22 protein-coding genes are annotated in these 24,015 nt (G+C 44.9%); all 22 read right to left on the bottom strand.

All coding sequences use genetic code 11. The annotated features are described in order from the left end of the window. Positions 1 to 61 precede the first annotated feature (61 nt). Positions 62 to 1,315, bottom strand: a complete 1,254-nt coding sequence (gene kamA, locus AN619_RS05775; protein WP_068555916.1) for a lysine 2,3-aminomutase — start codon at positions 1,313 to 1,315, stop codon at positions 62 to 64. A gap of 37 nt (positions 1,316 to 1,352) precedes the next feature. After that, positions 1,353 to 2,390 carry an L-erythro-3,5-diaminohexanoate dehydrogenase gene (gene kdd, locus AN619_RS05770; RefSeq protein WP_068555660.1) on the bottom strand — a complete coding sequence of 346 codons (1,038 nt, stop codon included), beginning with the start codon at positions 2,388 to 2,390 and terminating at the stop codon, positions 1,353 to 1,355. A gap of 35 nt (positions 2,391 to 2,425) precedes the next feature. Next, a complete protein-coding gene (locus AN619_RS05765) occupies positions 2,426 to 2,611 on the bottom strand; it encodes a hypothetical protein (RefSeq protein WP_068555659.1) in 186 nt (61 codons plus the stop codon). Positions 2,612 to 2,624: 13 nt separating this feature from the next. Continuing rightward, complete coding sequence (locus tag AN619_RS05760; RefSeq protein WP_068555657.1) at positions 2,625 to 4,037, bottom strand: sigma-54 interaction domain-containing protein; 1,413 nt, start codon at positions 4,035 to 4,037, stop codon at positions 2,625 to 2,627. 232 nt (positions 4,038 to 4,269) lie between these two features. Next, a complete protein-coding gene (locus AN619_RS05755; protein ID WP_068555655.1) occupies positions 4,270 to 5,052 on the bottom strand; it encodes a DALR anticodon-binding domain-containing protein in 783 nt (260 codons plus the stop codon). Positions 5,053 to 5,065: 13 nt separating this feature from the next. Further along, on the bottom strand, positions 5,066 to 5,482 hold the full coding sequence (locus AN619_RS05750) for a DUF1934 domain-containing protein (protein WP_068555652.1): 417 nt from the start codon (positions 5,480 to 5,482) through the stop codon (positions 5,066 to 5,068). 4 nt (positions 5,483 to 5,486) lie between these two features. Further along, positions 5,487 to 6,599 carry a D-alanine--D-alanine ligase gene (locus AN619_RS05745; protein WP_068555651.1) on the bottom strand — a complete coding sequence of 371 codons (1,113 nt, stop codon included), beginning with the start codon at positions 6,597 to 6,599 and terminating at the stop codon, positions 5,487 to 5,489. Positions 6,600 to 6,768: 169 nt separating this feature from the next. Continuing rightward, positions 6,769 to 6,939, bottom strand: a complete 171-nt coding sequence (locus AN619_RS15565) for a small, acid-soluble spore protein, alpha/beta type (protein ID WP_083524994.1) — start codon at positions 6,937 to 6,939, stop codon at positions 6,769 to 6,771. Positions 6,940 to 6,954: 15 nt separating this feature from the next. After that, positions 6,955 to 8,316 carry a germination protein YpeB gene (gene ypeB / locus AN619_RS05740; RefSeq protein WP_068555649.1) on the bottom strand — a complete coding sequence of 454 codons (1,362 nt, stop codon included), beginning with the start codon at positions 8,314 to 8,316 and terminating at the stop codon, positions 6,955 to 6,957. Between the two features lie 16 nt (positions 8,317 to 8,332). Further along, positions 8,333 to 9,040 carry a spore cortex-lytic enzyme gene (gene sleB / locus AN619_RS05735; protein WP_068555648.1) on the bottom strand — a complete coding sequence of 236 codons (708 nt, stop codon included), beginning with the start codon at positions 9,038 to 9,040 and terminating at the stop codon, positions 8,333 to 8,335. A gap of 281 nt (positions 9,041 to 9,321) precedes the next feature. Next, on the bottom strand, positions 9,322 to 10,017 hold the full coding sequence (gene spoIIR, locus AN619_RS05730; RefSeq protein ID WP_242867337.1) for a stage II sporulation protein R: 696 nt from the start codon (positions 10,015 to 10,017) through the stop codon (positions 9,322 to 9,324). Between the two features lie 114 nt (positions 10,018 to 10,131). Beyond that, positions 10,132 to 11,307 carry a Ger(x)C family spore germination protein gene (locus tag AN619_RS05725; RefSeq protein WP_068555646.1) on the bottom strand — a complete coding sequence of 392 codons (1,176 nt, stop codon included), beginning with the start codon at positions 11,305 to 11,307 and terminating at the stop codon, positions 10,132 to 10,134. Further along, complete coding sequence (locus tag AN619_RS05720) at positions 11,300 to 12,406, bottom strand: GerAB/ArcD/ProY family transporter (protein WP_068555644.1); 1,107 nt, start codon at positions 12,404 to 12,406, stop codon at positions 11,300 to 11,302. The genes AN619_RS05725 and AN619_RS05720 overlap by 8 nt, the downstream gene beginning before the upstream one ends. After that, complete coding sequence (locus AN619_RS05715; RefSeq protein ID WP_068555642.1) at positions 12,393 to 13,982, bottom strand: spore germination protein; 1,590 nt, start codon at positions 13,980 to 13,982, stop codon at positions 12,393 to 12,395. Before AN619_RS05715 ends, AN619_RS05720 begins: the two co-directional genes overlap by 14 nt. A 14-nt stretch (positions 13,983 to 13,996) precedes the next feature. Then, positions 13,997 to 14,221: a CLC_0170 family protein gene (locus tag AN619_RS05710; protein ID WP_068555640.1), complete on the bottom strand. Its 225-nt coding sequence runs from the start codon at positions 14,219 to 14,221 to the stop codon at positions 13,997 to 13,999. A gap of 106 nt (positions 14,222 to 14,327) precedes the next feature. After that, on the bottom strand, positions 14,328 to 15,011 hold the full coding sequence (locus AN619_RS05705; protein ID WP_408645605.1) for a GntR family transcriptional regulator: 684 nt from the start codon (positions 15,009 to 15,011) through the stop codon (positions 14,328 to 14,330). 2 nt (positions 15,012 to 15,013) lie between these two features. Next, positions 15,014 to 15,883, bottom strand: coding sequence for a 4-(cytidine 5'-diphospho)-2-C-methyl-D-erythritol kinase (gene ispE, locus AN619_RS05700; protein ID WP_157064924.1), 870 nt, complete (start codon positions 15,881 to 15,883; stop codon positions 15,014 to 15,016). 115 nt (positions 15,884 to 15,998) lie between these two features. Continuing rightward, entirely contained in the window at positions 15,999 to 17,573 is a 1,575-nt protein-coding gene (locus AN619_RS05695; RefSeq protein ID WP_068555638.1) for a DUF3794 and LysM peptidoglycan-binding domain-containing protein, read from the bottom strand. A gap of 178 nt (positions 17,574 to 17,751) precedes the next feature. Next, a complete protein-coding gene (locus tag AN619_RS05690; RefSeq protein ID WP_068555636.1) occupies positions 17,752 to 20,097 on the bottom strand; it encodes an S-layer homology domain-containing protein in 2,346 nt (781 codons plus the stop codon). Between the two features lie 309 nt (positions 20,098 to 20,406). Further along, positions 20,407 to 21,354 carry a carbamate kinase gene (gene arcC / locus AN619_RS05685; protein WP_068555634.1) on the bottom strand — a complete coding sequence of 316 codons (948 nt, stop codon included), beginning with the start codon at positions 21,352 to 21,354 and terminating at the stop codon, positions 20,407 to 20,409. Between the two features lie 80 nt (positions 21,355 to 21,434). Continuing rightward, entirely contained in the window at positions 21,435 to 22,430 is a 996-nt protein-coding gene (argF, locus tag AN619_RS05680; RefSeq protein ID WP_068555632.1) for an ornithine carbamoyltransferase, read from the bottom strand. Positions 22,431 to 22,556: 126 nt separating this feature from the next. Then, complete coding sequence (gene arcA, locus AN619_RS05675) at positions 22,557 to 23,789, bottom strand: arginine deiminase (RefSeq protein WP_330382036.1); 1,233 nt, start codon at positions 23,787 to 23,789, stop codon at positions 22,557 to 22,559. Positions 23,790 to 24,015 lie beyond the last annotated feature (226 nt).

Genomic DNA, 24,015 nt, shown 5'->3' with positions numbered 1-24,015 from the left:
CCCTGTTCGCCGTAAAAACCATCAAAGACTTTGTGATCTTTTCTCCGTCAGCGGCTATTGTTTATTCGTGATGTCCTCTCTTATGTCTTTCCAAGTTTGCCGGTTCCAGGGCAATTTGATTTCCTTGCAGCAATCCGCCCACACCGGTCACCTGATGTTCCCTTTCACCTTTGCATACAGCACAATGACATTCATCCTTATAGGGTTCAGGTTGTGTATAGGTCGTAATCACGCCCTCAAAGTTTCTCAAGATTACTTTTTCCGGTGACTGGGAGATGAGATACTGAGGCATTACCGGAATCTTGCCGCCGCCCCCCGGTGCATCCACTACAAAGGTAGGCACCGCATAACCGGATGTATGTCCCCTTAAGCCTTCAATAATTTCGATTCCCTTGGATACGGGGGTTCGAAAATGCTCAATCCCCACAGAAAGGTCACATTGGTAAATATAGTAGGGTCTTACCCTCATTTTCACCAAGTTGTGCACCAGTTCCCGCATCACATGGACACAGTCGTTTACGCCCCTGAGCAGCACCGATTGGTTCCCCAGAGGAATCCCTGCATCTGCCAGCAGAGTAATGGCTCTCTTGGCCTCCGCCGTAATCTCCTTGGAGTGATTGAAATGGGTATTCAGCCAGATGGGATGGTACTTCTTCAGCATATTCACCAGCGCTGGAGTAATCCGCTGGGGCAGCACAACGGGTGTCCTGGAGCCTAGTCTGACCACTTCCACATGGGGTATTTCCCGCAGCCGGCTGATAATATATTCCAATCGTTCGTCACTCACCAGCAGACAATCTCCGCCAGAAAGCAGCACATCTCTGACGACGGGTGTATTTTTGATATATTCAATGGCAGCATCGATTCTATCCAAAGGCATGACATCATCCTGCTGTCCCGCAAATCTTCTTCTGGTGCAGTGACGGCAGTACATGGAACACATATCTGTAATCAGCAGCAATACCCTGTCGGGATATCTATGGGTCAACCCCGGCACCGGCGAATCCGTGTCCTCATGGAGAGGATCATCCATATCGGCATCACTCTTATAGGTTTCATACAAAGTCGGTACAGCCTGCTTCCTTACGGGGCAGTTGGGATCATCGGGATCCATCAGCAGGGCATAGTATGGTGTAATGCCCATCCTTAAGGTTTCAAGGGATTTTTTGATTCCCTCTTCTTCCTCTTTGGTCAGATGAATGACTTTCTTTAAATCCTCCACGTTGTCAATTCTATTCTGCACCTGCCAATGCCAGTCATTCCATTGGTCGTCGGCAACATCCTTCCATAACTCAATCTCACGGTAATGTCTCATGACTTCTCCCCCTTTTTTCCATGGCTTCTGAGCCTTTCTATGCATAAAGCTCCTCATAAATTTTTCTTAACTCTTTGCTTTCCCTCATGATTTGCAGGGTGATTTGTGCATGTCCCTTGGTATATCCGTTTCCTACGATCATGGTAACATCGGAGCCCACCCCTTCTGCCCCCAAAGCAGCCTTTGTAAAGCTTGTAGCCATGCTGAAGAAATAAATCAAGCCCTCCTTCTTTGTGGCCAGAATACTGGACATCTCCGTATCGGGAACATTTACACAGTTGATGGTGATATCCGCCATTTTCCCTCCTGTGACCGCTGACACCTTTTCCATGACCTCCACAGGTTTTGTGGCATCAGCCGCAATATACACATCTGCAATATTGGCTTGTTTTGCTCTCTCCAGGCTCTTTTCGCTGCTGCCCAGGCAAATCACCTTTCCGGTAACCCCTGCCCTGCGCTTGGCCTCATAACAGCAGAGCATGCCGGATTTCCCTGCGCCGCCGATGACCAACACAGTATCCCCCGGCTTTACCAATTTTGCCGTTTGGGCAGGAGCCCCCGCCACATCCAATACGGATAATGCAAGATTTTCGGGCAAATCGTCGGGCAGCACCGCATAAATTCCACTCTCAAACAGGATGGCCTTGCCTTTGATGTCTACTTGATCAATGTTTTTTCTTACTTCCACAATTTCATCAATTCTCAAAGGCGTCAAGGAAAGGGACACCAAGGTGGCAATTTTGTCTCCTACCTTCAAATCTGTTTTTCCCTCTAAAGCGGGCCCAATCTTCTCTACGGTGCCGATCAGCATACCCCCGGAGCCTGTCACAGGATTTTGATGCTTGCCCCGCTCTGCAACAATCCCCATCATAATCTCCTTGATTTTTTCCACGTCTCCCCCAGCTTGTTCCTTGATCTGGGTAAAGCTCGCCGAGTCAATGTTTAACGTCTGCACGTCAATCAAGATTTCGTTGTCATAAATCTCCATGGTGTTATCAATTTTCTTTGCCGGCTGGGGCAGTGCACCGGCAGGTGCAATCACCCTGTGGGTTCCGAAAGGACATCCTTTTTTCATGATCCAATTCCTCCTCTATTTTGATTTTTATGAATTCATTGATAATTCATGCCGTGGCAATATTTTTGCAAGGATCGTGCCAAAGGATGCTTCCCCCGGTCCTTTCTGCCTTCTGCTGGAGCAAAGTCCCTCTTTTTCAATGAAGATAGGAGAGAAAGAGCTCCTGAATCTGAAAAGGGGCGTTCTTTCGGGATCATCCCCATGCCATAGGGACTGCCCATTTTTAGGCACTCCTTATCCCTTATTTTTTTTGATTTGATATTTTTTTATTTTGTACTGGAGGGTTTGGCGAGGTAATTCCAATAGTTCTGCCCCATGGCTGATATTCCACCCACAGCCTTCCAAGGTTTCCAGTATCATTTTCCTTTCCAACTCCTCTATGGCGGCCTTTAAGGGAAGACCCCTCTTTTCCTTGCCCATATCTGCCATATGCTGATGGAGATATTGGAATTTCTGTGGCAGACACTCCACGGTAATTTCATTGCCTTCCATCAAATTCATGGCCCCTTCGATCACATGCTCCAACTCTCTCACATTGCCAGGCCAATCATAGCTTTTCAAAAGGGAGAGGGCTTTTTCCGATACGCCCGTAACCCCCTTGTGAAAGCGATCGTTGAATTTGTCGATAAAATATTGCACCAGCAGGGGAATGTCCTCCACCCTTTCCTTCAACTCAGGCATCCTAATTTCCACCGCATTGAGACGATAATAAAGATCACGGCGCAATTCCTTATTGGCCAGGGAAAGGGCAGGATCGGTGTTGGTGGCAGCAATAATCCGGACATCCACATGGCGAACCTTCACTTCTCCTACCCTTCGGATGGTGCCGTCCTGCAAAACCCGCAACAGCTTTCCCTGCAATTCCAGGGGCATAGAATTGATTTCATCCAAAAATAGCGTTCCCCCATCGGCCAATTCAAATAAGCCCGGCCGATCCTCCGCCCCCGTAAATCCTCCCTTTGCCGTGCCAAAAAGGATGCCCTCCAGCAGCGAAGCAGGAAGGGCCGCACAGTTCTGGGCAATAAAAGATTGATGCCTCCTGCTGCTGGCATGATGGATGGCATGGACCAGAAGCTCTTTTCCCGTTCCCGTCTCTCCATACACCAGGATGGGGGAAGAAGTCTGGGCTGCCTTAAGGGCAATGGATTTCAGCTTTACAATTTCTCTGCTCTGGCCAATGATATCAGCAAAAGTGTAGACAGCCCCATTGCCCTCCCTCTTCTTTTTTTGCTCTTTGCCCTTGTATAGCCTCTCCTGGAGGTCCAACAACCTTTCGGACAATTCCCTGACATCGGTAATATTCCTGGAAATTTCAATAGCTCCCACAATTTTTCCCTTGGATGTGATGGGAATGGACGAATTGATGGTAGTAATCTTTTTCCCCTTGTAATTGATAAAGGTCTGCTGCATGTTGAAAATCGGCTTCCCCATTCGAATGGCTTGCAGCAGGGTGCTGGTATCCTGGGACAGGGAAGGATATACTTCCAAGATATGTTTCCCGATGGTATCCTCCTTATTGATATCATCCAGTTCTGCCGCAGCCCGGTTATAGTAAACAATCCTCCCCATGGCATCAATGATCTGGATCCCTTCTCCAATATAATCCAAAATCACTTCCATATTTTTTTTGGAAAAAATCAAATCCATGGTCTCCCCTCCGCCCAATTTTCATCATTTGTTGCCTAATTTTCGTCAGTTTGTCCATAAAAACACCGCTCAAAAATTTTTATCCATACCTTTACAGAAAAAACTTTTTCCTATGGTAACTACCTTGTCATTCGTTGCCGGTTACCAGTTGCCAGCTATCAGTTGCCGGCTGCAATCTGCTCCCAAGGATGCACCGCTAACGGCTAACTGCTAACGGTTATCCCCTACTCCTTCACATCTTCTCCGGTGCTTCTATCCCAAAAACATCACATATGCTTTTCAAGACCAGCCCAACGCCTTCCATCACCCCCAGGGTCCCATAAAGCCGTTCCTCCTGCAATTTCCGGAGGAGAGTCCCTTGGTGAAGCTCCAAAAAAAGCCTTGCCAACAAAATTGCATATTCCAATAGTGACAGGGGACGGTTCTTTGTCACGGCATCCCTAAGCACTTCCGGGTAGGCAGCCAGCCTTTTTAAAACTTCTTTTTCCCTAGGGGTCTTTTCATAGGCTATTTTATTTTTATCCACATTTTCCAAGGAGATTCCCTCTTCCTTCAGAAGCTTGATCACAGAATAAATTCGGCTATGGACATACAGGACATCCTGCAATCCCGACTGTAGTCCTTCCTCCTCCAACAGGTGCTGCAAATTTTCCTTCCACCCGTAGGGCACCTTTTCTCCAAGGACTATCTCTTCATAATCTTTTGCCGCAAGGTCCAGTATGTGATAGTATGCGTCATCTCCCAAATAGAAATTGATAAAACCGGGGCTTTCCACCGTAATTTTTTCCATTTGAGGGCATCTCTCTTTGATCTTTCTCTGCAGGTGCAGGGCCAAAACCATGGCATCCTTTCCCAAATCCTTCGCCACCCTCATGGCAATATTGGTGGAATAGTCTCCAAAACCCCGGTTTTTCGGCTGTACCAATCCTATGGGATCCCCTACGATTGGATAATCAAAATCACTGGCCAGGATCTCAGCCATTATATGGATCAGTCCTTCTTTTTTGTGCATCATTTCCCTTTTTCTCCTACATAATCCTGATATTCAGTCGGTTTTTGCTCTCGATCATGCCTTGAAGGCTGATATTGTATTCTATAGTAATATCTCCTTTGTTCGTATCGCTGATATTGGCTTCCATCTCTCTTGTCAAAATTTCCATACGAAAATCTCCGTAGGGCGTATGATAGCTGGTGGAAAACCGCCTGCCCTTTTCAAAAATAATCTCTGAATGGGCGGTGCCGAACCGGCGCATGGAAACCCTGTCCTTCGATACCTTTAAGGTTGTGGTGCAGCCTTCCAGTCCGGAAATTTCACTCTCCTCATAGACCAGGTACAAAGCATTTTCTTTTTGATACAGTTTGCCCTCCGTCACCAATTCAATGGTATTTTCTTCTCCGTCGAAACTTTTTTGAGTCCCTTCAATGCGAAGCAGTACATTCTTCATCGGTTCACCTCTTATCCTCAAATCTCTCTATGGCCAATTGAATCAGTCGATCAATCAATTCATCGTAGGGAATGCCCGTAGCAGCCCATAACAAGGGATACATGCTATATTTGGTAAATCCGGGCATAGTATTGATTTCATTGATATATACCTTCATTGTATCTTTTTCCAAGAAAAAATCAACCCTGGCCAGTCCTGTACAGTCGATAGCCTTATAGGCCTTTATGGCCATCGCCCTGATTTCCGCAGCCTTATCCTCCGGAAGATCCGCAGGAATCACCAGTTTCGATTTGCCATCATCAAAATATTTGGCCTCATAATCATAAAACTCATGGGAAGGTATGATTTCCCCCACGACGGAAGCTATGGGTGCGTCATTTCCCAAAACGGCACATTCCATCTCCCTGGAATTGATAAATTCCTCAATCAATATTTTGCGGTCATACTTTGCCGCTTCTTCTATGCCTCGGATCAATTCCTGCCGATCATGGGCCTTTGAAATTCCCACGCTGGACCCTAAATTCGCCGGCTTTACAAAGATGGGATACTGAAAATTTTCTTCGATGAGGACCGCGTAGGCTTCCGGCGACTCTCTCCATTTTTTTCTCATGACAACCATGTATCTTCCCAAGGGCAATCCTGCCATCTCGAAAATTTTCTTTGTGTAAACTTTGTCCATCCCCAGGGCCGATGCCAGTACCCCGGCCCCCACATAGGGAATATTGGCCATTTCCAATAGCCCCTGTATGGTCCCGTCCTCTCCATAGGGACCATGGAGCACTGGAAACACAACATCAATCTGCTCCCCTAAATTTTTTGGAATGCACTCCTGGGAAATTTCAAGTTTCTCTCCCCCCGTAGGCACCACAGAAAATATATGATCCTCAGGATTCTCTTTTAACAGTTTATTTGAAATTCCTTCCCATTCACCGGATTCAATTTTTTCAATCGGTCCGTTGTACAACATCCAATTCCCTTTCTTGGTAATCCCCAGGGGAATGATGTTGTATTTTTCCTTATCCATCGCTCGAATCACTGAAGTTGCAGACATCAGAGATACCTCATGCTCCCCTGATTTTCCTCCGAATACAACGGCCACGTTCAGCTTTTTCTTCATTATTGCAACCTCCTTCCCATGGGTATCTCACCCCATTTTATTCTTTATATCATTAATATTCTATACCTCTCCCAAATATTATTCAAATGTTTTTTCCAAAGATGAGTGAAGGCAAGCTGTTCCTAAAAAAAAAGGGTGGGGAAATTCTCCCCGCTCCCTAAAAAAATCTTTATCCTTTCTCCATAATCCTTTCCAAGGTTTTTTTTACGATATTGCCGCAATCCCTGGAGCTGACATTGCCCCAGCCTCCATCCCGCATCACCCTGTCGTATACGCCGAGTTCCTTAGCAACCTCCTGTTTGATGCGTTCAGGAATTTTTCCTTTTCTGCCGCCGTTCATGCCATCACCCTCCCATTAGATCATCAGCGTGCCATTTTCATTTTCTATGGTCTTTAATATCTTTTCCTCTTCTCCCGTATTGGCATTGATATAGATTAAAAATTTATCTCCTTTATAAGTAGCCTTAAACTCGTAACAATAGATTTCCCCGTAGGAGTCCGTGGGAATAATGCACAATTGGGGTTCCCCTTCCACCTGAGCCCTGACGCTGATCTTTTCCCGGGCCTGTGCCGGTGTCAACTGGGGCTTGCGGATATCCCGCTGATAATTGGTAGTCAGGAAGTGGGTTGCATCAAAACCTACGATTTCTCCATTGTCCAAGGCCACCTTTACCTTGATCAGGTCGGGATACATCAAGACATCTCCCTGCTTATAGGCATAATTGATGAGCACGGTACCGTCATATCTCAAAGTATAGGTAGGCACCATATTGGGAAAACCCTTTTCTTCCAGGAATTTGGAAGCATATTTGATGGCCTGTTTTGGTGAAATATTTTTCTTTTCCACTGCTCTGTTATTGAGTATCCACACCACATACCCTTTTCTTTGGCTAATGTCAATATAGATAGGGTTTCCTTTTCCTTCCTTCTGATTTTCCGGAACAACTTCAAAACTATAGGTATCGATTCTCCCCCGGCCATTGGTCAGTTTTTCCACCTTGCCAATTTTCTTTTGTCCGATAAAGGCCTCGACCTTTTCCCTGGCTTGCTGTTCCGTAATTTTATCTCCTTGCAGCCGCGGACGCATGCCTGCAATCACATGTTCTGAAAAGGGGCCGTCATAGATCAATTCAGGATACTCTACCATTCGTTCTTCAAATTTCTGAAATTTTGTCTGGATAGGATTTTTCTGTTCTGCTTCCCTGTTCAGCTTTTTGCTTGCCTTGCCTCGCAATTCGCCTTTCCATACAAATCCTTTCAATGCGCTCTTCTCCAACTCGTGAAGATCTCGCGTCAATTCCAAGGCAAAATTGTGGAGTTTTTCCAAATTATCGACTTCCTGCTGGCTTAAGGGTTCTCCTTCAATATTTCTCTTGGCAAGGGTGAAGGTATAGTCGCCCACTTGACTTAAAAATTTTTCCGTCTTGGTAATATCTGCATGACGGATAGGAAGCTGCGACATCTTTTCCTGAGCATTATAGGCATTTTGCCATATGTTTGCATACAGCACCATATTTTCTCTTTTTTGGGAAGATACCATCAGCTTCGATAAATCCGATGTGATGGATTCTACACTTCCCATCAAATCATAGTACATCCGCTGGAATTGGTTGTTGAGAAAAATATAATAATCGTTCTTTTCTCGGTATTGGCTATATCCCCATACGCCGGTAAGGACCAAAGCCAGGGCAAGAATAACGGGCAGGGTACGTTTCATAAGTTCACCACCTTTTTTAGTTTCCAAACCAATGCTTTCCTATTTTTTTCACCACTTTTCTTGACCAGATCCATTTGCTCGTGGCCGTGGCAGGGTTCCAATAATACAGGCATCCTCCCGTGGGATCCCATCCGTTGAGGGCATCCCGGGCCGCTTTGAGACAGCTTTCATCGGGAGGCAGATTAATTTGCCCGTCACTGACGGCAGTAAAGGCCCCCGGCTGATAGATCACCCCCGGGATGGTGTTGGGAAAAGACGGATGTCTCGTGCGATTCAATATGACTGCCCCTACGGCCACCTGTCCTATATAAGGTTCTCCCCTGGCTTCCCCCGTAATGGCCTTGGCAAGCAGCGTCACTTCATCATCCCGGGATGCATAGGACCCGCTGGCCCTATATGCTGTCTGGGCTTCAGTTTTTTTCACCGGAAATCCAAGTTTTTCCGCCGTAGCAGGTCCCACTACCCCATCAGGGGTTAAACCATGCTTTCTCTGGAATTTCTTTACTGCTTCAAAGGTTCCACCGCCAAAAACACCATCCACGGGACCGTCATAGTATCCCCAATCCTTTAACGTCGACTGCAGCTTTCTTACCAGCTCTCCACTGGATCCCCAATACAGGGTTTCCTGGGCCTCTCCCCGGCTGAACCAGCTGTCTATGTAGAGAGTCCCTACAGTAAAAACAAAGATGAGTATCATGCATGTAAACAATGCAATTGTTCTCATCCTACTCCTCCTTTCTTTTTTAAGGTTAGCAGTTGCCGTCAGCAGACGGACGTTGCATGCTAAACTTTAGATTTTATACGTTAACGTATGGAATTTTAAAAATTTTATATTTTCTTTGCTTCGCCCAATGCATTGTATATCTGTATATTGATTTCATGTTTATTTTCTGTAGGGTTGGAATCAATTATTCTCCTTTTCCTAATGGTTATTTTTGCATAAAAAAAGAAGAGTCTTTTCCTCTTCTTTCAACGGACAGCTTTTCTCCTTCCCCCGGGAACCCCCTATCGCATCCCCACGGCCTTTCCCAGATTGGCCTTGGCACTCTCTAGAATTTCTACTACTTTAAACTTTAATTTGATAGGTATTTTGTCTTCACTGGAAGCTGTACGAATCATCTGAAATTCTTCTTCTGTCAATACGCTCATCAGTTCCTGCTTTGTCTTTTCATTGGTCAATCCCTTCTCCATATCAATAAAACACAAGGGAGGAAACAATACACACCACCAGTTGGACCCTTCTCCTTTGCCGATAACGACCCGCAAAGCCTCATAGGTTCCTGCGGGCAAGGTGATGCTTCCATAATTTTTCGTAGGAAAAACTGCATCTCCCAAGGTGGCCTTTACTGTATAATTTTTGCCGCTTTTCTGAATTTCATCTGCTGCAGCGGCTTCAATTTCCTTTAAATTTCTGCGGATAATCTCTCTAGTCTCATCTAAGCTTTTGGACTGTTCAAATTTGGGATTCATCACGTCGATGATCCGGTCCCTTACCTTCAATTTCAAAGCCTGATCTTCCGGTGCATCGCTGTTGGCCAACACATGGAAGCGAATCAGGGAATCCTTATAGCTTTTTTGATTTTGATACACATCTGCCGTAAAGCCGTACAGTCCTACAGTAACCATGGCGATCAGCACCAGTCCCATGATGCATCTTTTTTGAATCCGGTTCATCTCTGTCCCTTGAAAATTCTTTTCCATGAAAATCCCCCCATTGCCAATCTTTTATCCTACTCTCAGTATTCACAAAGAAGGGAAATTTTAAACTTCATTCTAAAAATTTTTCCTTGGAAGTTCATGGGATTTTCTTTCATTTCACCGGGACACACCGATCCTCCGGATTTCTGTTGCCACATGGACAGCCATCTTCGTCCGGGGATAAATTTCATCCCATTGCTTTTTGACTTTTTCCCACAGATCAGGTTTATTTTTTCTCAACCGCTCATTGAGCTGGAGGAGGTCGGTTTCATATTCTTTTTGTATTTTTTTATAGACGTCTTGAATCTGCTGTTCCAGTTCCTTGGACACGGTTTTTTCTAATTTTTTTAGATATTTGTCGTCATAAGTCTGTCCCTTGACTTCAAATAAATGCTGCTGCAATTCCCCCTCCATGCTTATATCAAAGATGGTATAAATTTCTCCATCCTTTTCTTCTATCCGTATATCCGTAGATGCATGGTATATATGGACGGGCAGCAGTATTTTGTCCATCTCCACGGTGATATTGGCTTGACCAGCCTTATTCATCATGAACATCAGGGCCCTGGTTTCCAGTTCCCCCAGCCACCCTATTTGCTTATAGTCCTTCAGCACAGCCGCCCCTGCGATCTTTACCTCTTTTTCCGATGCTACGATCCTGGGCACAACGGCGGCCTTGCTCTCATGAAGGCTTCTTAAAATATAGCCTAAATCCGCATCGGCAATCCGGGCCGTTCTTTTTTGCTGTTCGATAATATTCCGGATATACAGTCCCAATGCCGGCTCCTGGGGAGCCTTTACCGCCAGGATATCCTCCGCTGTTCCCGGGGTAATCATCAAGCTGATTTTTCTTCCGATCTGGGGGGACCGCTCAATGGCATCCAGGACTTCTCGCATCAACTGCTCATCCTTTGCCAGAGATTCCCCAAGGACAATTAGTTTTACATGTCCGAAAAATAAGCTGCCCTCCATTCTTGTAGCTAATCCGTTGTTAATATCACTGATGGTTTTCCCCGTTGCAGTAAATTGAAATCGAGGTTCTCCTTCCCCCTTGCCCGCAATCAGACCCGTATTAGGATAGGCATAGGTAACGATATACCGATTGCTGGGTGAATCCTCCGGCACCTTTGCTTTTCCTTCCTCCTGCCTTGCTTCCTGGTCCTTCTTGGGTTCAAATTTGTCGATGGCAACGGCTGTGACAAAGGCCCTGTTTTCAATCTCTACCTTGTCCCAACAGCCCGTAGCCCCTATGGTCATTATCAGCAACAGCAACAATATCTTTTCTCTATGCACTTTTATTCCCTCCCTTTTTCTTTTTGAATCCACTGATGACCAGAAGGGCAATGGGAACAAGGGAGATATAAAAGGTCCCCATATATAAGGAAAATTTTTCCATGTATTCACTGAGCTGTGCCACATTATCTGGAATCAAAGCAAGAAAATAAATGATGGGCATCAGGGGAAGGACCAGGTAGTTTTGTTCCTTAGACCCGAGCAGGCGGCTCAAGATTAGGCTGGCACCGTAATAGATGACAGCCAAGGTCATAAATACCGACAAAATCCAGATGCTCATGATAAAGGCTTCAATATTCTCTACGAATGCCCCGGGAATGTCAATCGTTTTAAACAGTTCCAAAACCGGTGTCGTCATATGGCTTGTTTCTTCCAGCCCAAACCGGGTAATGGTAATCACCGTAATGGATAGGTAGAAAAAGGTTACCAATCCGACAGTCAAAAACACTCCGTTTTTTATTTTTTTCGGATCCTTGACAAAGGCAGAAAAAACCAGTAGCACTTCAATGCCCACATAACTGAAAAAGATGGCGGGAATGGTGGTGATAAACTTCTTTATAGGCGTCCGAAGGACGGGTTTCAGATAGCTCATATCCAATTCCGGCATCAGGGGCAGTATAATGAGAACGGCGGTAAAGGTGGCAATGGGAAAGATAATCTCCGACATCCGGGCGATAGGCTCAATACCGCTCCTGGCCAAATAAACCGCCAGGATCAGCAGGGTAATCCCCAAGACCTCTAAGGGTGTATTAAAAAGCAGGTACTGCTTTGTCACCTCTCCGAATACTCTCACTTCTACCGCCGAAAAAATCAGAAGATAGATGCAAAAGCCAAAGGAAATCACTTTTCCCAACACTTTTCCCAGTAATGTCTGGCTGAATTCCACCAGGGTTTCCCCGGGAAACTTTCTGACCAGGCAGTACATCAGCAAGCCATGGATCAAGGCAAGGATAGAGCCGATCAGGATGAGAAGCCAGCTGTCGGGTCCAACCCCTTCCGCCACATCCCTGGGCAGGGACAAAATCCCCACGCCGATGATGGTGGTGGACAGGATGGCTGCCAGTTGACTGCTTAAGATCACATCGTTATTTCTTTTCATCGGTACCACCTTCCTCCGTTTCAATGGTATTTCGATTGTTCACAAGGCGATCGCTATCCATGCGGTGCAAATATTGGGGCCTTCCTTTCATGAAATGCCAGGGCAATCGGATGAAGATATCTTTAAAGTCCTTTAAGCTTGTAGTGCTGGCCACAAAGGGGCTGAGATAGGGTACGCCGAAGCTTTTCAGGTTGCATAAATGAATCAATATGACCAAAAGTACCCAGATAACCCCATAGAGCCCTAAAAATGCCGCAAAGGCCATCATAATAAACCGCAGCAGGCGAAAGGAAATGGCAAACCCGTAATTGGGCGTGGCATAGGCAGCCATGGCCGTCAAGGCCACCACAATTACCATCAGCGGGCTGACCACTCCCGCTTCTACGGCCGCCTGCCCCAATACAAGACCCCCGATAATACCGATGGTAGATCCGATGGGCGCCGGCAGTCGGATTCCTGCTTCCCTTAGCAGTTCTAAGGCAGCTTCCATGAGAAAAGCTTCTATAAAGGCAGGAAAGGGCACATTGTTTCTGCTCCCTGCCACATACAGGGCCAGATCCGTAGGCAGCATCCCCGGGTGATAGGAAGTGATGGCAATATAGATTGCCGGCAATACCAAGGACATGGCCACAGAGATAAAGCGAAGCATCCGGATGGCCGAGGCGATAAAAAACCGCTCATAATAATCCTCCGGCGATTGGAGCAGGGTAATGGCCGTGGCCGGCACCAGGAGGGCAAAGGGCGTATTGTCTACCAGAATGGCCACCCGCCCTTCATAGAGGGATCCTGCGACGCTATCAGGCCTCTGGGTATACTGGGCCTGGGGAAAAGGGGATCGCCAGTTGTCTTCGATCAACTGCTCAATATAGCCCGTTTCCAATACTGCATCAATATCAATCCTGTCCAATCTCTCCTTTACCATCTTCAGTACATCTTTGTTCACGGTCTCTTCTATGTATACAATGGCCACATCCGTCTTGGAACGTCTTCCGATCTGCATCTGATGGATTTTCAATTTGGGGTCCCTGATGCGTCTTCTGATCAGGGCCGTATTGACCCGCAATGTCTCCGTAAACCCTTCCGAAGGCCCCCGGATGACCGTTTCCGTGCTGGGCTCACTGACGCTGCGGGTAGGCCATCCTTTGGAGGCAATGATCAATAGTTTGTCCCATTCATCCAGTATCAAGGCCGTTTCCCCGGACAAAATCATGTCAATGGCCAGATTGATATCATCTATTTCCTTTAGATCAGATACCGACAGGGTTCCGTCCTTGATCACCTCATACACTTGATGGCGAAAGGCATGGACTTCCATGTCGGCCATACGGGACAAAACCATGAGATTTTTCAGCACATACTCATTGACTAGATTTTTGTCGGCAAGCCCCTCGGTATAAACAATGGCAAATTTCATTTTTTGCTCATTGCCTACAAAAAAGGTCCTGTAGATGATGTCATCGGAACCTGCCAGTATTTCTTTGATTTTATCCAGATTTTTTTCACAGTTCTTTTCTACAGGAATTTTCGGCCGCGGATCTTCTTTCTTCTTTGCAAACAAATCATCAAAAAAGCCCATGGGCTTCCTCTCCTTCACTGGAATATTTTTATCGCCACAAACAGTCCGATTCCTCCGAGAATATAGGCAATACCGATGATCCTTGATAATTTTGCTTCCCTTTTTAGCTTTTTCTTCTTTAAAGCATGGTGATCAATCGCCAGATTATAAAATCCCACCGCCACCACCATGAGCATACTGGGAAAAGTATAAAAACCTTGGATCTCCTTATACGCGGCGTACAACCATTTCCATAGCAAATTTCATCACCTTCTGCTGTCAATTTCTATTTACTATAATGTTTGCATATTGAAGTAAGGATATACAAAAAAGGAACAGCCAAATGCCGTTCCTTTTTTATATATCCTATTTCCTTTCTTTTCCTTTGTCTGCAAAAGTGATGATGGTATTCCCCAACATATCGATATGATGCTGGGTTACCTGTTGGGCCAAGGCCGCATCCCGGTTGGCAATAGCCTCTAAAATAGCCTGGTGTTCCGCCAGGAGGGCATGGGATTGATGGTATTCCGAAAAATAGGTGATCCGAAAACGCTGCACTTGCTCCTGCAGTCCCTGGGCAATCTGTATCAGCTTACTATTTCGAGTTGAGCGGAGAATACGGTCATGAAACTGCATATCCTTTTCGATCATGCATTCTGTATCCCCATTTTCCATGCATCGTTTGAAATGATAGGAAATAAGTTCCAACTCCTCCAATTCCTCATCGGTCATCCGTTCCGCTGCCAAGTATGCAGCCAATCCTTCCAGCACGCTTCTCACCTCAAGGACATCCAAAATATCCTTGACAGAAACATCGGCCACATAGGCACCCTTCCTCGGCACCATGGCCACAAGTCCCTCCAGCTCCAGTTTTCGTATGGCTTCCCGTACGGGAGTCCGGCTAACGCCCAGCTGCTCCGCCAATTGCACCTCCATTAGCCTCTCCCCCGGTTTTAAATCTCCGTTCAAAATAGAATTTCTCAGATGTTCAAATACCACGTCCCGAAGGGGTTGATAATTTTGAAGCTTTAATCCATTGAATCCGTTGATATTCATAATTCTTCCACCCCGCTAAATGTTTTCACCACATAGGTTTGCTTGTAGATCCTGCTTAGATTGTCATAGGCAATTTTTGCTCTGTTATAATCCTTATACAGACCGAATACCGTCGGCCCGCTGCCGCTCATCATACTTCCCAGGGCATTGTATTCCAACATTCTTTTTTTAATATCCTTCACAATGGGATGCATCTCCTCCGTTACCTGTTCCAATACATTTCTCAATTTCCCTGCTACCGCCTGTACATCCTTTCGTTGAAGTGCTTGAAGGATGCCCTCCGTATCAGGACGATGCACAATGCGGTTTACATCTAAATTCCTATAAACCTCCGCCGTGGACACAGAAATATTGGGCTTGCACAATACAACCCAAACATTTTCTAAGCCTTGGACAGGTGTTAACTTCTCCCCGATTCCTTCAGCCAAGGCTGCTCCCCCCAATATGCAGAAGGGAACATCGGCCCCCAAGGATAACCCCATCTCCATCAATTCCTCCTGGGAAGCCCCCAAATTCCAAAGGATATTTAAGCCCCGCAGCACGGCTGCCCCATCGGTGCTCCCTCCCGCCAATCCGGCAGCCACGGGAATATTTTTATCAATGTATATGTGTATTCCTCGATCTATATGATATTTTTCCCTGATCAGTTTGGCTGCCCGATAGGCGATATTTCCCTCATCCAAAGGGATAAAATCACAATTGCTCTCCAATCGAATGCCATGGTCTATTTCTTTTAAGATAATTTCATCATACAAGTCCACTTGCTGCATAATCATCCTGACCTCATGATAGCCGTCAGCCCGCTTGCCCAACACGTCCAGAGATATGTTGATTTTCGCCCTTCCCCATATTTTCAGTTCTTTCAATCATTTCACCCCGTATACGTCTGTTTATATACATATTATACAGGAATATTGCAAACTTTGAAAAGAAAAGATATACGGCAAAAAATACCTGTGGATTGCTCCACAGGTATTTTTATTAAATTTTGTATGTGCAGGTCTTTTGAATGATTAAGCGATCTCCCGGCATTAGCATGTTGGGATTCTGAATGTCATTGGTTTCCACCAGTTCACTGATGGTGGTATGATATCTCTTTGCAATCTTCCAGAGAGTATCACCGGGCTGTACAAAATAAATGGTGATGCTGGGCCGCTGCTGCATATCTACAGGCTCATCGGATTCCTCCGCATGAACCACTACTTCTACTTGAGCGTTTTTGGCAACGACACAGGAGGCTCCCACATTGACCTTCACTTCCACTTGTTCCGGGTTGATCAGACTATAGTCCACGTCATGGATGCTCAAGCAGATATCAGCTTTCATACTATCGTCAACACCGGGAATCTCAATAAAGTGCCTGAATGGAATTTCCTGGCGGAAACTATGGATAGGCTGATCCTTGTCTTGGGATAAGTACAGGACATTGGCTTCAATGATTCCTTCCATTACATTCTTGTCTTCCACTAATCTGTAATCTGTAATGACAGGTTTCACATGGACGTTGAATACCCGGAAGGCTTCGGGAAGATGATCTGGTATTTCCAAGGTTTCCTTCACAATGACGTTGGAAGCATTGCTGCCCACGTTGAGATGATAAGAAACTCTCTTTTTTTCTATCTTGATTTTTTTGCTGGGAGAATAGGCATCGATGATCACTTCTTTTTCTTCCGCTTCGCTCACGGCAGCGGTGATCTTCACAATCGCCTCAATTTCAAAGAGCTTCTTCTCTCCGTCAGTATTCTCTTTCACATCGGCATATACTTCATCTACCTTCAACTCTATTTTGCAATCCATATGCCCCATGGCAGCAGGCACTTCCACAAAATGGGTAAAGGGTATCTCATGCTTCATAAGGCACAAGGGATTTCTATCATCTTCTCCCACGTAAAGGGTGTTGGTCTTCACCATGCCGCTCACAATCACCTTCCCGTCGGTTACCTTTGTTTCCTTTTCCACGGCATGGGCATCACAACGTAAAATTTCACGAATCTCCGGCATATTCTCTTCAATTTCAAAATTCTCCCGCACAATGGTTTCTGAAGAACTGCTTCCTACCAAGTCGCTGTAGCGTACACGCTCCTTCAACACCTGGATATCCGATAATCCGTGGATCTCCCGCAGGATATCCATTTTGGAAACACCAAAACTCCTCCCCGAAAGATTCAGTACGGTTTTTACGGCAACCTTTCTTTCATTGACAATATGAAAGTCAATATGCTCAATTTCTCCCATCACCATACAGTTCATCTCTGCCGTGGTCCCTGGAATATCGATATTTTGACTGAAGCCTGCGCTGGCATTCATGCTGTAGACAGGTTGATCTCCCCCATCGGAAGCATATAAAATTTTAAATTGAACGATCCCGTCTACGATAATCTTATCTTGGACGGCTTCTTTCCCGGTAATATTGACGATGCCGTCTACCGATAATATCCTCGAAATATCCGGTTTTGCATCGGGAACAACGATATCGCCCTCTACCAAAGCCTGGGCATATTCTTCTCCAACCAGTTGGTCTATCTTCAGTAAATCTCTGATTAATTCAACAGCCATCCCTTTTCCTCCTCCTTTTATACCTTCTATTTCCTACTATCATCATATTTTTTCAGCGAAAAAATATGTTATCTTTTTTCCTATGTCCAAGTCTGACTCGTCTCTATATCTATATGCTGTTTCATACAAAAAAAGAAGTGGAAATTGAAATTTTTCCACTTCTGTCCCAGATCCGTTTTTATCGATTTACATACCCTAAAGCCCTATAGACCATGTCTGCCGTTTCCGCCATGGTTGCTTGGTCCGCCGGCCTAAAATCAACATGACTTCCGCTGTCGACCAGCTTCAATCCTTGACAAATGGCCACATAACCCAGCAATTCCGGTTTTACCCTGTTCTTATCCTTGAAAGATACTTGGAAAATGTCGCTGACCTTTGCCAAGGCATCATATCTTAGCATTTTTACCAACATCACGGCAAGCTCTTCACGGGTAATGGCGGCCTCCCCATGAAACTTCCCTTCCTTATTTTCAATGATGCCGTACCGGATGGCCATATGAATAAAGCGATAATCATCGTCGTCCTCATTTACATCAGAGAATCTCAATTTTTCTGCGTCTTCCTTCATGGGATAATAATAATCCATTCCCCTTGCTTTTACCAGCATTTTTATTGCTTCTAAGCGGGAGATGGCCTGGTCAGGATTGAAAGTGCTTTTATCCAGAATTCCCTGCTGGGCAAGGATTTTTGCTTGTCTTTCTATCCGATGGCCCTTGATTTTTTCATTAAAATCTGCCTGGGCAATCTCTGGCATAGGTTTCCCATTATAGTCAATGAATTTCCCTGAAATGGCATCGATGAGATGGTATTGTGGTTTCACAGGCATAAGCCTGTAAATGAGCTTAGTTTCAAACTTTGGATTTTGATAATCATTGGTGGTATTATACTTGTAATATGCCAATTCCACTTCATTGATATCCAGATGCTTGTTTTTTGCAGCCTCCAAGGAAATTGCCTTATCCTTCGGAGGGAAGTTGAGTCCTTCATTCCACCGAGCGCTGAAATTTTGCAACTTTCCTGTTTTTGTATTAAAACTTACACTGATTTGATTATCCTCATAGAGGATGCCGTTGACTTTCCTTGTAAAGTTAAAATAATACTCCATGGGCGGGATTTCCTTCCCTTCCACCATTTCCGAATATTTGACATACAGTTGCTCCGTCTTGATTTGGTCAATCTTATCGGGATGATATTTCTTAATCATATCAATGGCTTTGGTATAGGCCTGCTCCCAAGTCAAAACCGGTTCAAAGGGCTGTCCGTAAATCATATCATACTGCCAATTGGAAAGCGCTAAAACTTCTTCCGTCAAAGCATCAATCATTATTCTGCCATTGGTCATAGGCATGATGGCAGTCTTTGCCTCTGATTTTTCATCTTTTTTCTTCTCTATGGCAAACTCGATATTCCATGCCTTTCTTCCTGCGGCTTCCCAATACCCGTCCCCTTCGGCATAATTGACATTATTGATCTTTACTTCTCCTTCGATTTCATCCTTGAGTACGGCCAATGCAATCTCCTTCGCCCGGTCCTGGGTAATCTCTTTCTCTTTCTTCACAATCGGCTTGGCACTCTTTTTGATTTCTGCAATCTGTTTTTCCGTCAAGTCTGCCATCTGCATCTGCTGTTCCTGTTCCTTGCCGTTCCAGCCGATCATTTTTCCTGTTTTGGCATCCAGCATATTTGCAAAATCATAGACCGGTCTGTACGCAAGTTTTAATCCTTTTGGAAGGGGTTGATATGTCAATTCGTCTCGAATAGGCAGGTAAATAAGTTCCATTCTTGTTTTATCCTTCAATATCTTTGTTGCCTCTTCTTTGGTCAAAATCCCTTCTTTTTTCGGCAGGTGCAGTTCATCATCCCATCGGTATCCAAAATTCCTTAGTTCTCCTGTGGCGCCATCAATTCCTACGTTAATAAAGTTTCCGTCATATTTTGCTCCATCCACCATTCGTATGTAGTTAAAATAGTAATAGATGGGATTGGGTCCCCCGTAGGGAACAGCTCCCTCATCATAGGCAGGCATCACTCTTGTCTGCTTCAGCAGCCCCGGCACTATTTTCTCAATAAAGGCTTCCGCCTTTTCCTGGGCTTCTTCCCTCGTAATGGTTGTCATCTTCGGCGTCTGATCACCATACCTTCCCCCATCCTTGCCCATCTCAAGAATTTTTCCAGTTCTCCCGTCAATGGTTACATTGGCATGGCTGTATCCTGTAGGATCATTGTAATTCCAATTCATGGCCCACACATAAATATCCGGGTTATTCCAATCCTTGCGATATTCTATGTTGAATTGGTATTTCTTTTCCTCCGGTGAAAATTCCAGATACTTTTTCAATGCATCCTTTGCAATCTCTACCGCCTTCTCCTTGGTTACAGCCGGTGCCGGCTCTGCCTGGTTTGCAGTCGCTTGGACCATCGAAGGTAACTTCCAAGCCGCTGCAGTTCCATCAGCAAAAACAGGTGCCGATGTGCTGAATACCAGCGAAACCATCAAACCGACAGCTAGTTTTTTCCCTTTCATTTTGCTCTCCTCCTTTATATAGTTGTATTTCCTTTTTTACTTTTACTCCGATTCTTTTTTGTGTAACCGGAGAATCCTAAGACAAGAAAGTCTTTTTCATGCTTTCTCTATAGTTTATGACGAAATCTACTCAAAAAAGTTTCATGATTTGATAAAAAAATTTTTTCATAGAAAAAAGCCTATAGATAAACCCTTGAGATTTGGCTTGCTGATTTGCGACGAAGCCGAAATCTCAAGGGTCTATAAACATTATACCCCTTTGTCCTCAGTCTGAAGGGTCTAAGATTTCTTAGACCCTTTTTAAATCCATTATTCACGCACAATGACGGTGCCTGTCTTGCCCTCAATTCCTTCCTTGGCTTTTTCCAGGGAAGTAATTAATGCTTTTCTTCCCGGCTTTGATTCTACAAACTTCATGGCCGCCTTTACCTTTGGAAGCATAGACCCCGGTGCAAAGTGCCCTTCTTCAATATATTGCTTTGCTTCTGCAATCGTCATTCTATCCAGTTCTTTCTGGTTTGGTTTGTTAAAGTGAATGGCTACTTTTTCTACTGCCGTCAGGATGATCAGGTAATCTGCATCCAAAATTTCAGCAATTTTTTCCGATGCAAAATCCTTATCAATCACCGCAGGCACGCCCTCCAGCACACCATTTCCCTTATCAATGACAGGCACACCGCCCCCGCCGACGGTAATCACCACATGGCCCGCATCCACCAAAGTCTTGATCATGGGAGCTTCTACCACATCCACCGGCTCCGGCGAAGCAACCACCCTTCTCCATCCTCTGCCTGCATCCTCCTTCATGATATAGCCCTTTTCTTCCTGAAGCTTTTTTGCCTCTTCCGCAGAAAAGAAAGAGCCTACAGGTTTCGTAGGATTTTTGAATCCCGGATCATTTTTGTCAACAACCACCTGCGTAATGAGAGCCGCAACGCTTTTATGAATTCCCCTGCGGAGCATTTCCTCCCGAATCGCCTGCTGCAGGTGGTAGCCAATATATCCTTGGCTCATGGCGCCACACTCCGGAAAGGGCATTGTGGGAACTCCTGCTGCAGCTTCATAGGTGGCTACAATCTGTCCCACTTGAGGCCCATTGCCATGGGCAATGATCAGCTCATGGCCTTCTTCGATCAAATCTACCAAAGGCTTTGCCGTTGCCTTTGCCGTGATCAGCTGTGATTCTGCCGTAGTGTCCTTCGGGTCAGCCTGCAGGGCATTTCCCCCAAGGGCAATAACAACTCTATCTTTTTTCATCGTATCTTCCCCCACCCATACAGAATAAATTGTTTTCTTACTGCATCATTTTATTTGCCAAATCCATCTTTTCCTAAAAATTAACCCATGGTAGCTACCATAACTGCCTTGATGGTATGCAGTCTGTTTTCTGCCTCATCAAATACAACAGAATGTCTGCTTCTGAATACCTCGTCGGTAACTTCCATTTCCTTTAAGCCGAATTTTTCGTAGATTTCCCTTCCCACCTTTGTCTCAAGGTCATGGAAGGACGGCAGGCAGTGCATGAAAATTACATCGGGGTTTCCTGTTTTCTTGATCATTTCCATATTGACTTGGTACGGATGCAACAATTTGATTCTCTCTTCAAACTTGTCCTCTTCTCCCATAGATACCCAAACATCTGTATAAATGACATCAGCATCTTTTACAGCTTCGTCAATATTTTCAATCAGTTCAATGGTAGCTCCTGTTTCCTTCGCTACTTCTCTCATTTCGGCCACAAGATTCTCTTCTGGGAATAATTCCTTTGGCGCGCAGGCAACAAAATGCATACCCATTTTTGCACAGCCAATCAACAGGCCATTGCCCATATTGTTTCTGGCATCCCCCACATAAACCAGCTTCACTTTATTTAAGGCCTTCGGCACATGTTCCATAATCGTCAATAGGTCCGCCAAGATTTGAGTAGGATGATCCGCATCGGTTAATCCGTTCCATACAGGTACGCCGGAGTATTTTGCCAGCAATTCTACGGTTTCCTGCTTAAAACCTCTGAATTCAATACCGTCATACATTCTTCCCAATACTTTTGCAGTATCCTCCAAGGATTCCTTTTTCCCCATTTGGCTGTCATTGGAGCTTAAAAACGTCACTCCTGCCCCCTCATCCATTGCAGCAACTTCAAAGGCACAACGTGTTCTGGTGGAAGCCTTTTCAAATAATAATACAACATTTTTTCCTTCCAGCAATTTTTCCTTGCTGCCTATTCTTTTCTTGTTTTTTAAATCCTTAGATAGTTCCAACAGATATCTGATTTCTTCCGGTGTAAAATCTTTCAGCGTTAAAAAGCTTCTTCCTTTTAAATTTACTGCCATGATTGCATTCTCCTCTCCATACTTTTTTATTTATCTAATATTCATTAACATTTTAAGTGAAAAAAATCACTTTCACAATAGAAAAGGATCTGTTTTTGTTTCCAGAGCCAACCTAGGTAAAAGGGCTTATATAGTCTCCCTTGCCAAGGGCATGCTCATGCATCTCGGGCCGCCCCGACCCCTTACCAATTCTGACCCTTCTATCTCCACCACCTCAATGCCATGCTTTCTTAAGGTGGCATTGGAAGCCTCATTGCGATTATAAGTTACGACAACTCCCGGTGCAATGGCAAGGGTATTGGTGCTGTCATTCCATTGTTCCCTTGCCGCCGTTACCTCATCTCCGCCTCCACTTTGAATAAACTGGATTGCAGGTAAGCCTAGGACTTCTTTTAATGCTCCCTGGAAATTTTCCATGGGGGTAACCTTTGGGCAAGTTTTTCCTTCTGTCAAGCGAAAAACCCTAACCTTGTCCTCTACGCCGGGATAGATGGTAAACTTGTCATAGTCTACCATGGTAAATACCGTATCCAAATGCATGTAGGCCCTTGTAAAAGGTATTTGTACGGCGATTACCTCTTTTATCTTTTCATCACCCCTAAACAGATTCATGGCCAAATCCTCAATCCCTCTAGCGGAAGTCCTCTCGCTGCACCCTACCGCAATTACCCTTTCGCTGAGTACAAGAATGTCTCCGCCCTCCAGGCTGTATTTTCGATCATAGCTATACCACAATGGACTTAAATCCTTCCTGAAGGTAGGATGATAATCATAGATGTACTTTAAGATCATGGTTTCCCTGTCCCGGGCATGGGTATTCATAGCGTTGACGCAAAGGCCATTTCCTATCACTGCACCCGGGTCCCTTGTAAAGTACAGATTTGGCAGGGGATTGATGTAAAAAGGATATTCTTCCTTGATATAATCCACCAGCCTTTTCTCCCTCTCTATATCAGGGAAATCTTTCTTATGGAGCCCTGCAATTAAAATTTCTGCAATCTCTTGAGAATTCTTTTGCAGCAAGAAGTCTCTGATCAATCCCTCAAGATCAGGATGGGCAATATTGCATTTTTCTAAAACCTCTGTTACCAGCTGCACTTTTACATGCTCGTCATTCAGGATATCTGCCAGCATTTCTTCATAATAGTATACGGTACAGCCCTTCATTCTCAATGCATTGGCAAATCCGTCGTGCTCTTCGCGCATCTTTTTCAGCCATGGAATATCATCAAAAAGCAATTCATGCAAATACTGTGGCGTAATTCTCTCTAATTCCCTTCCTGGGCGGTGCAGCATAACAGCCTTTAGCCTGCCGATTTCCGATCGTACATTCAGAAAGGGCGTTCTCTCCGTTGCCAATTTGCTTCCCTCCATTTCGTGGAAATTTTCCATCATAAACTTAAAACAAAACCTCTCCAAAGGAAGTTTTCCAGCAATGCATGCCAAAATGATCAAAGGCTCCCCAAATTTTGAAAGGCTTGTCATTTCCCATGCATTATCAAAATTTTTTAAGATTTGCAATTTCCTAAGCACAATGAATAATCTTATTTTTCTAAATACAGTATATATTTAATTTTTTTTAGAT

It is taken from the genome of Thermotalea metallivorans (genome assembly GCF_001562415.1).
Taxonomy (GTDB): Bacteria; Bacillota; Clostridia; order Peptostreptococcales; family Thermotaleaceae; genus Thermotalea; species Thermotalea metallivorans.
This window is presented reverse-complemented; position numbering and strand designations above follow the sequence as displayed.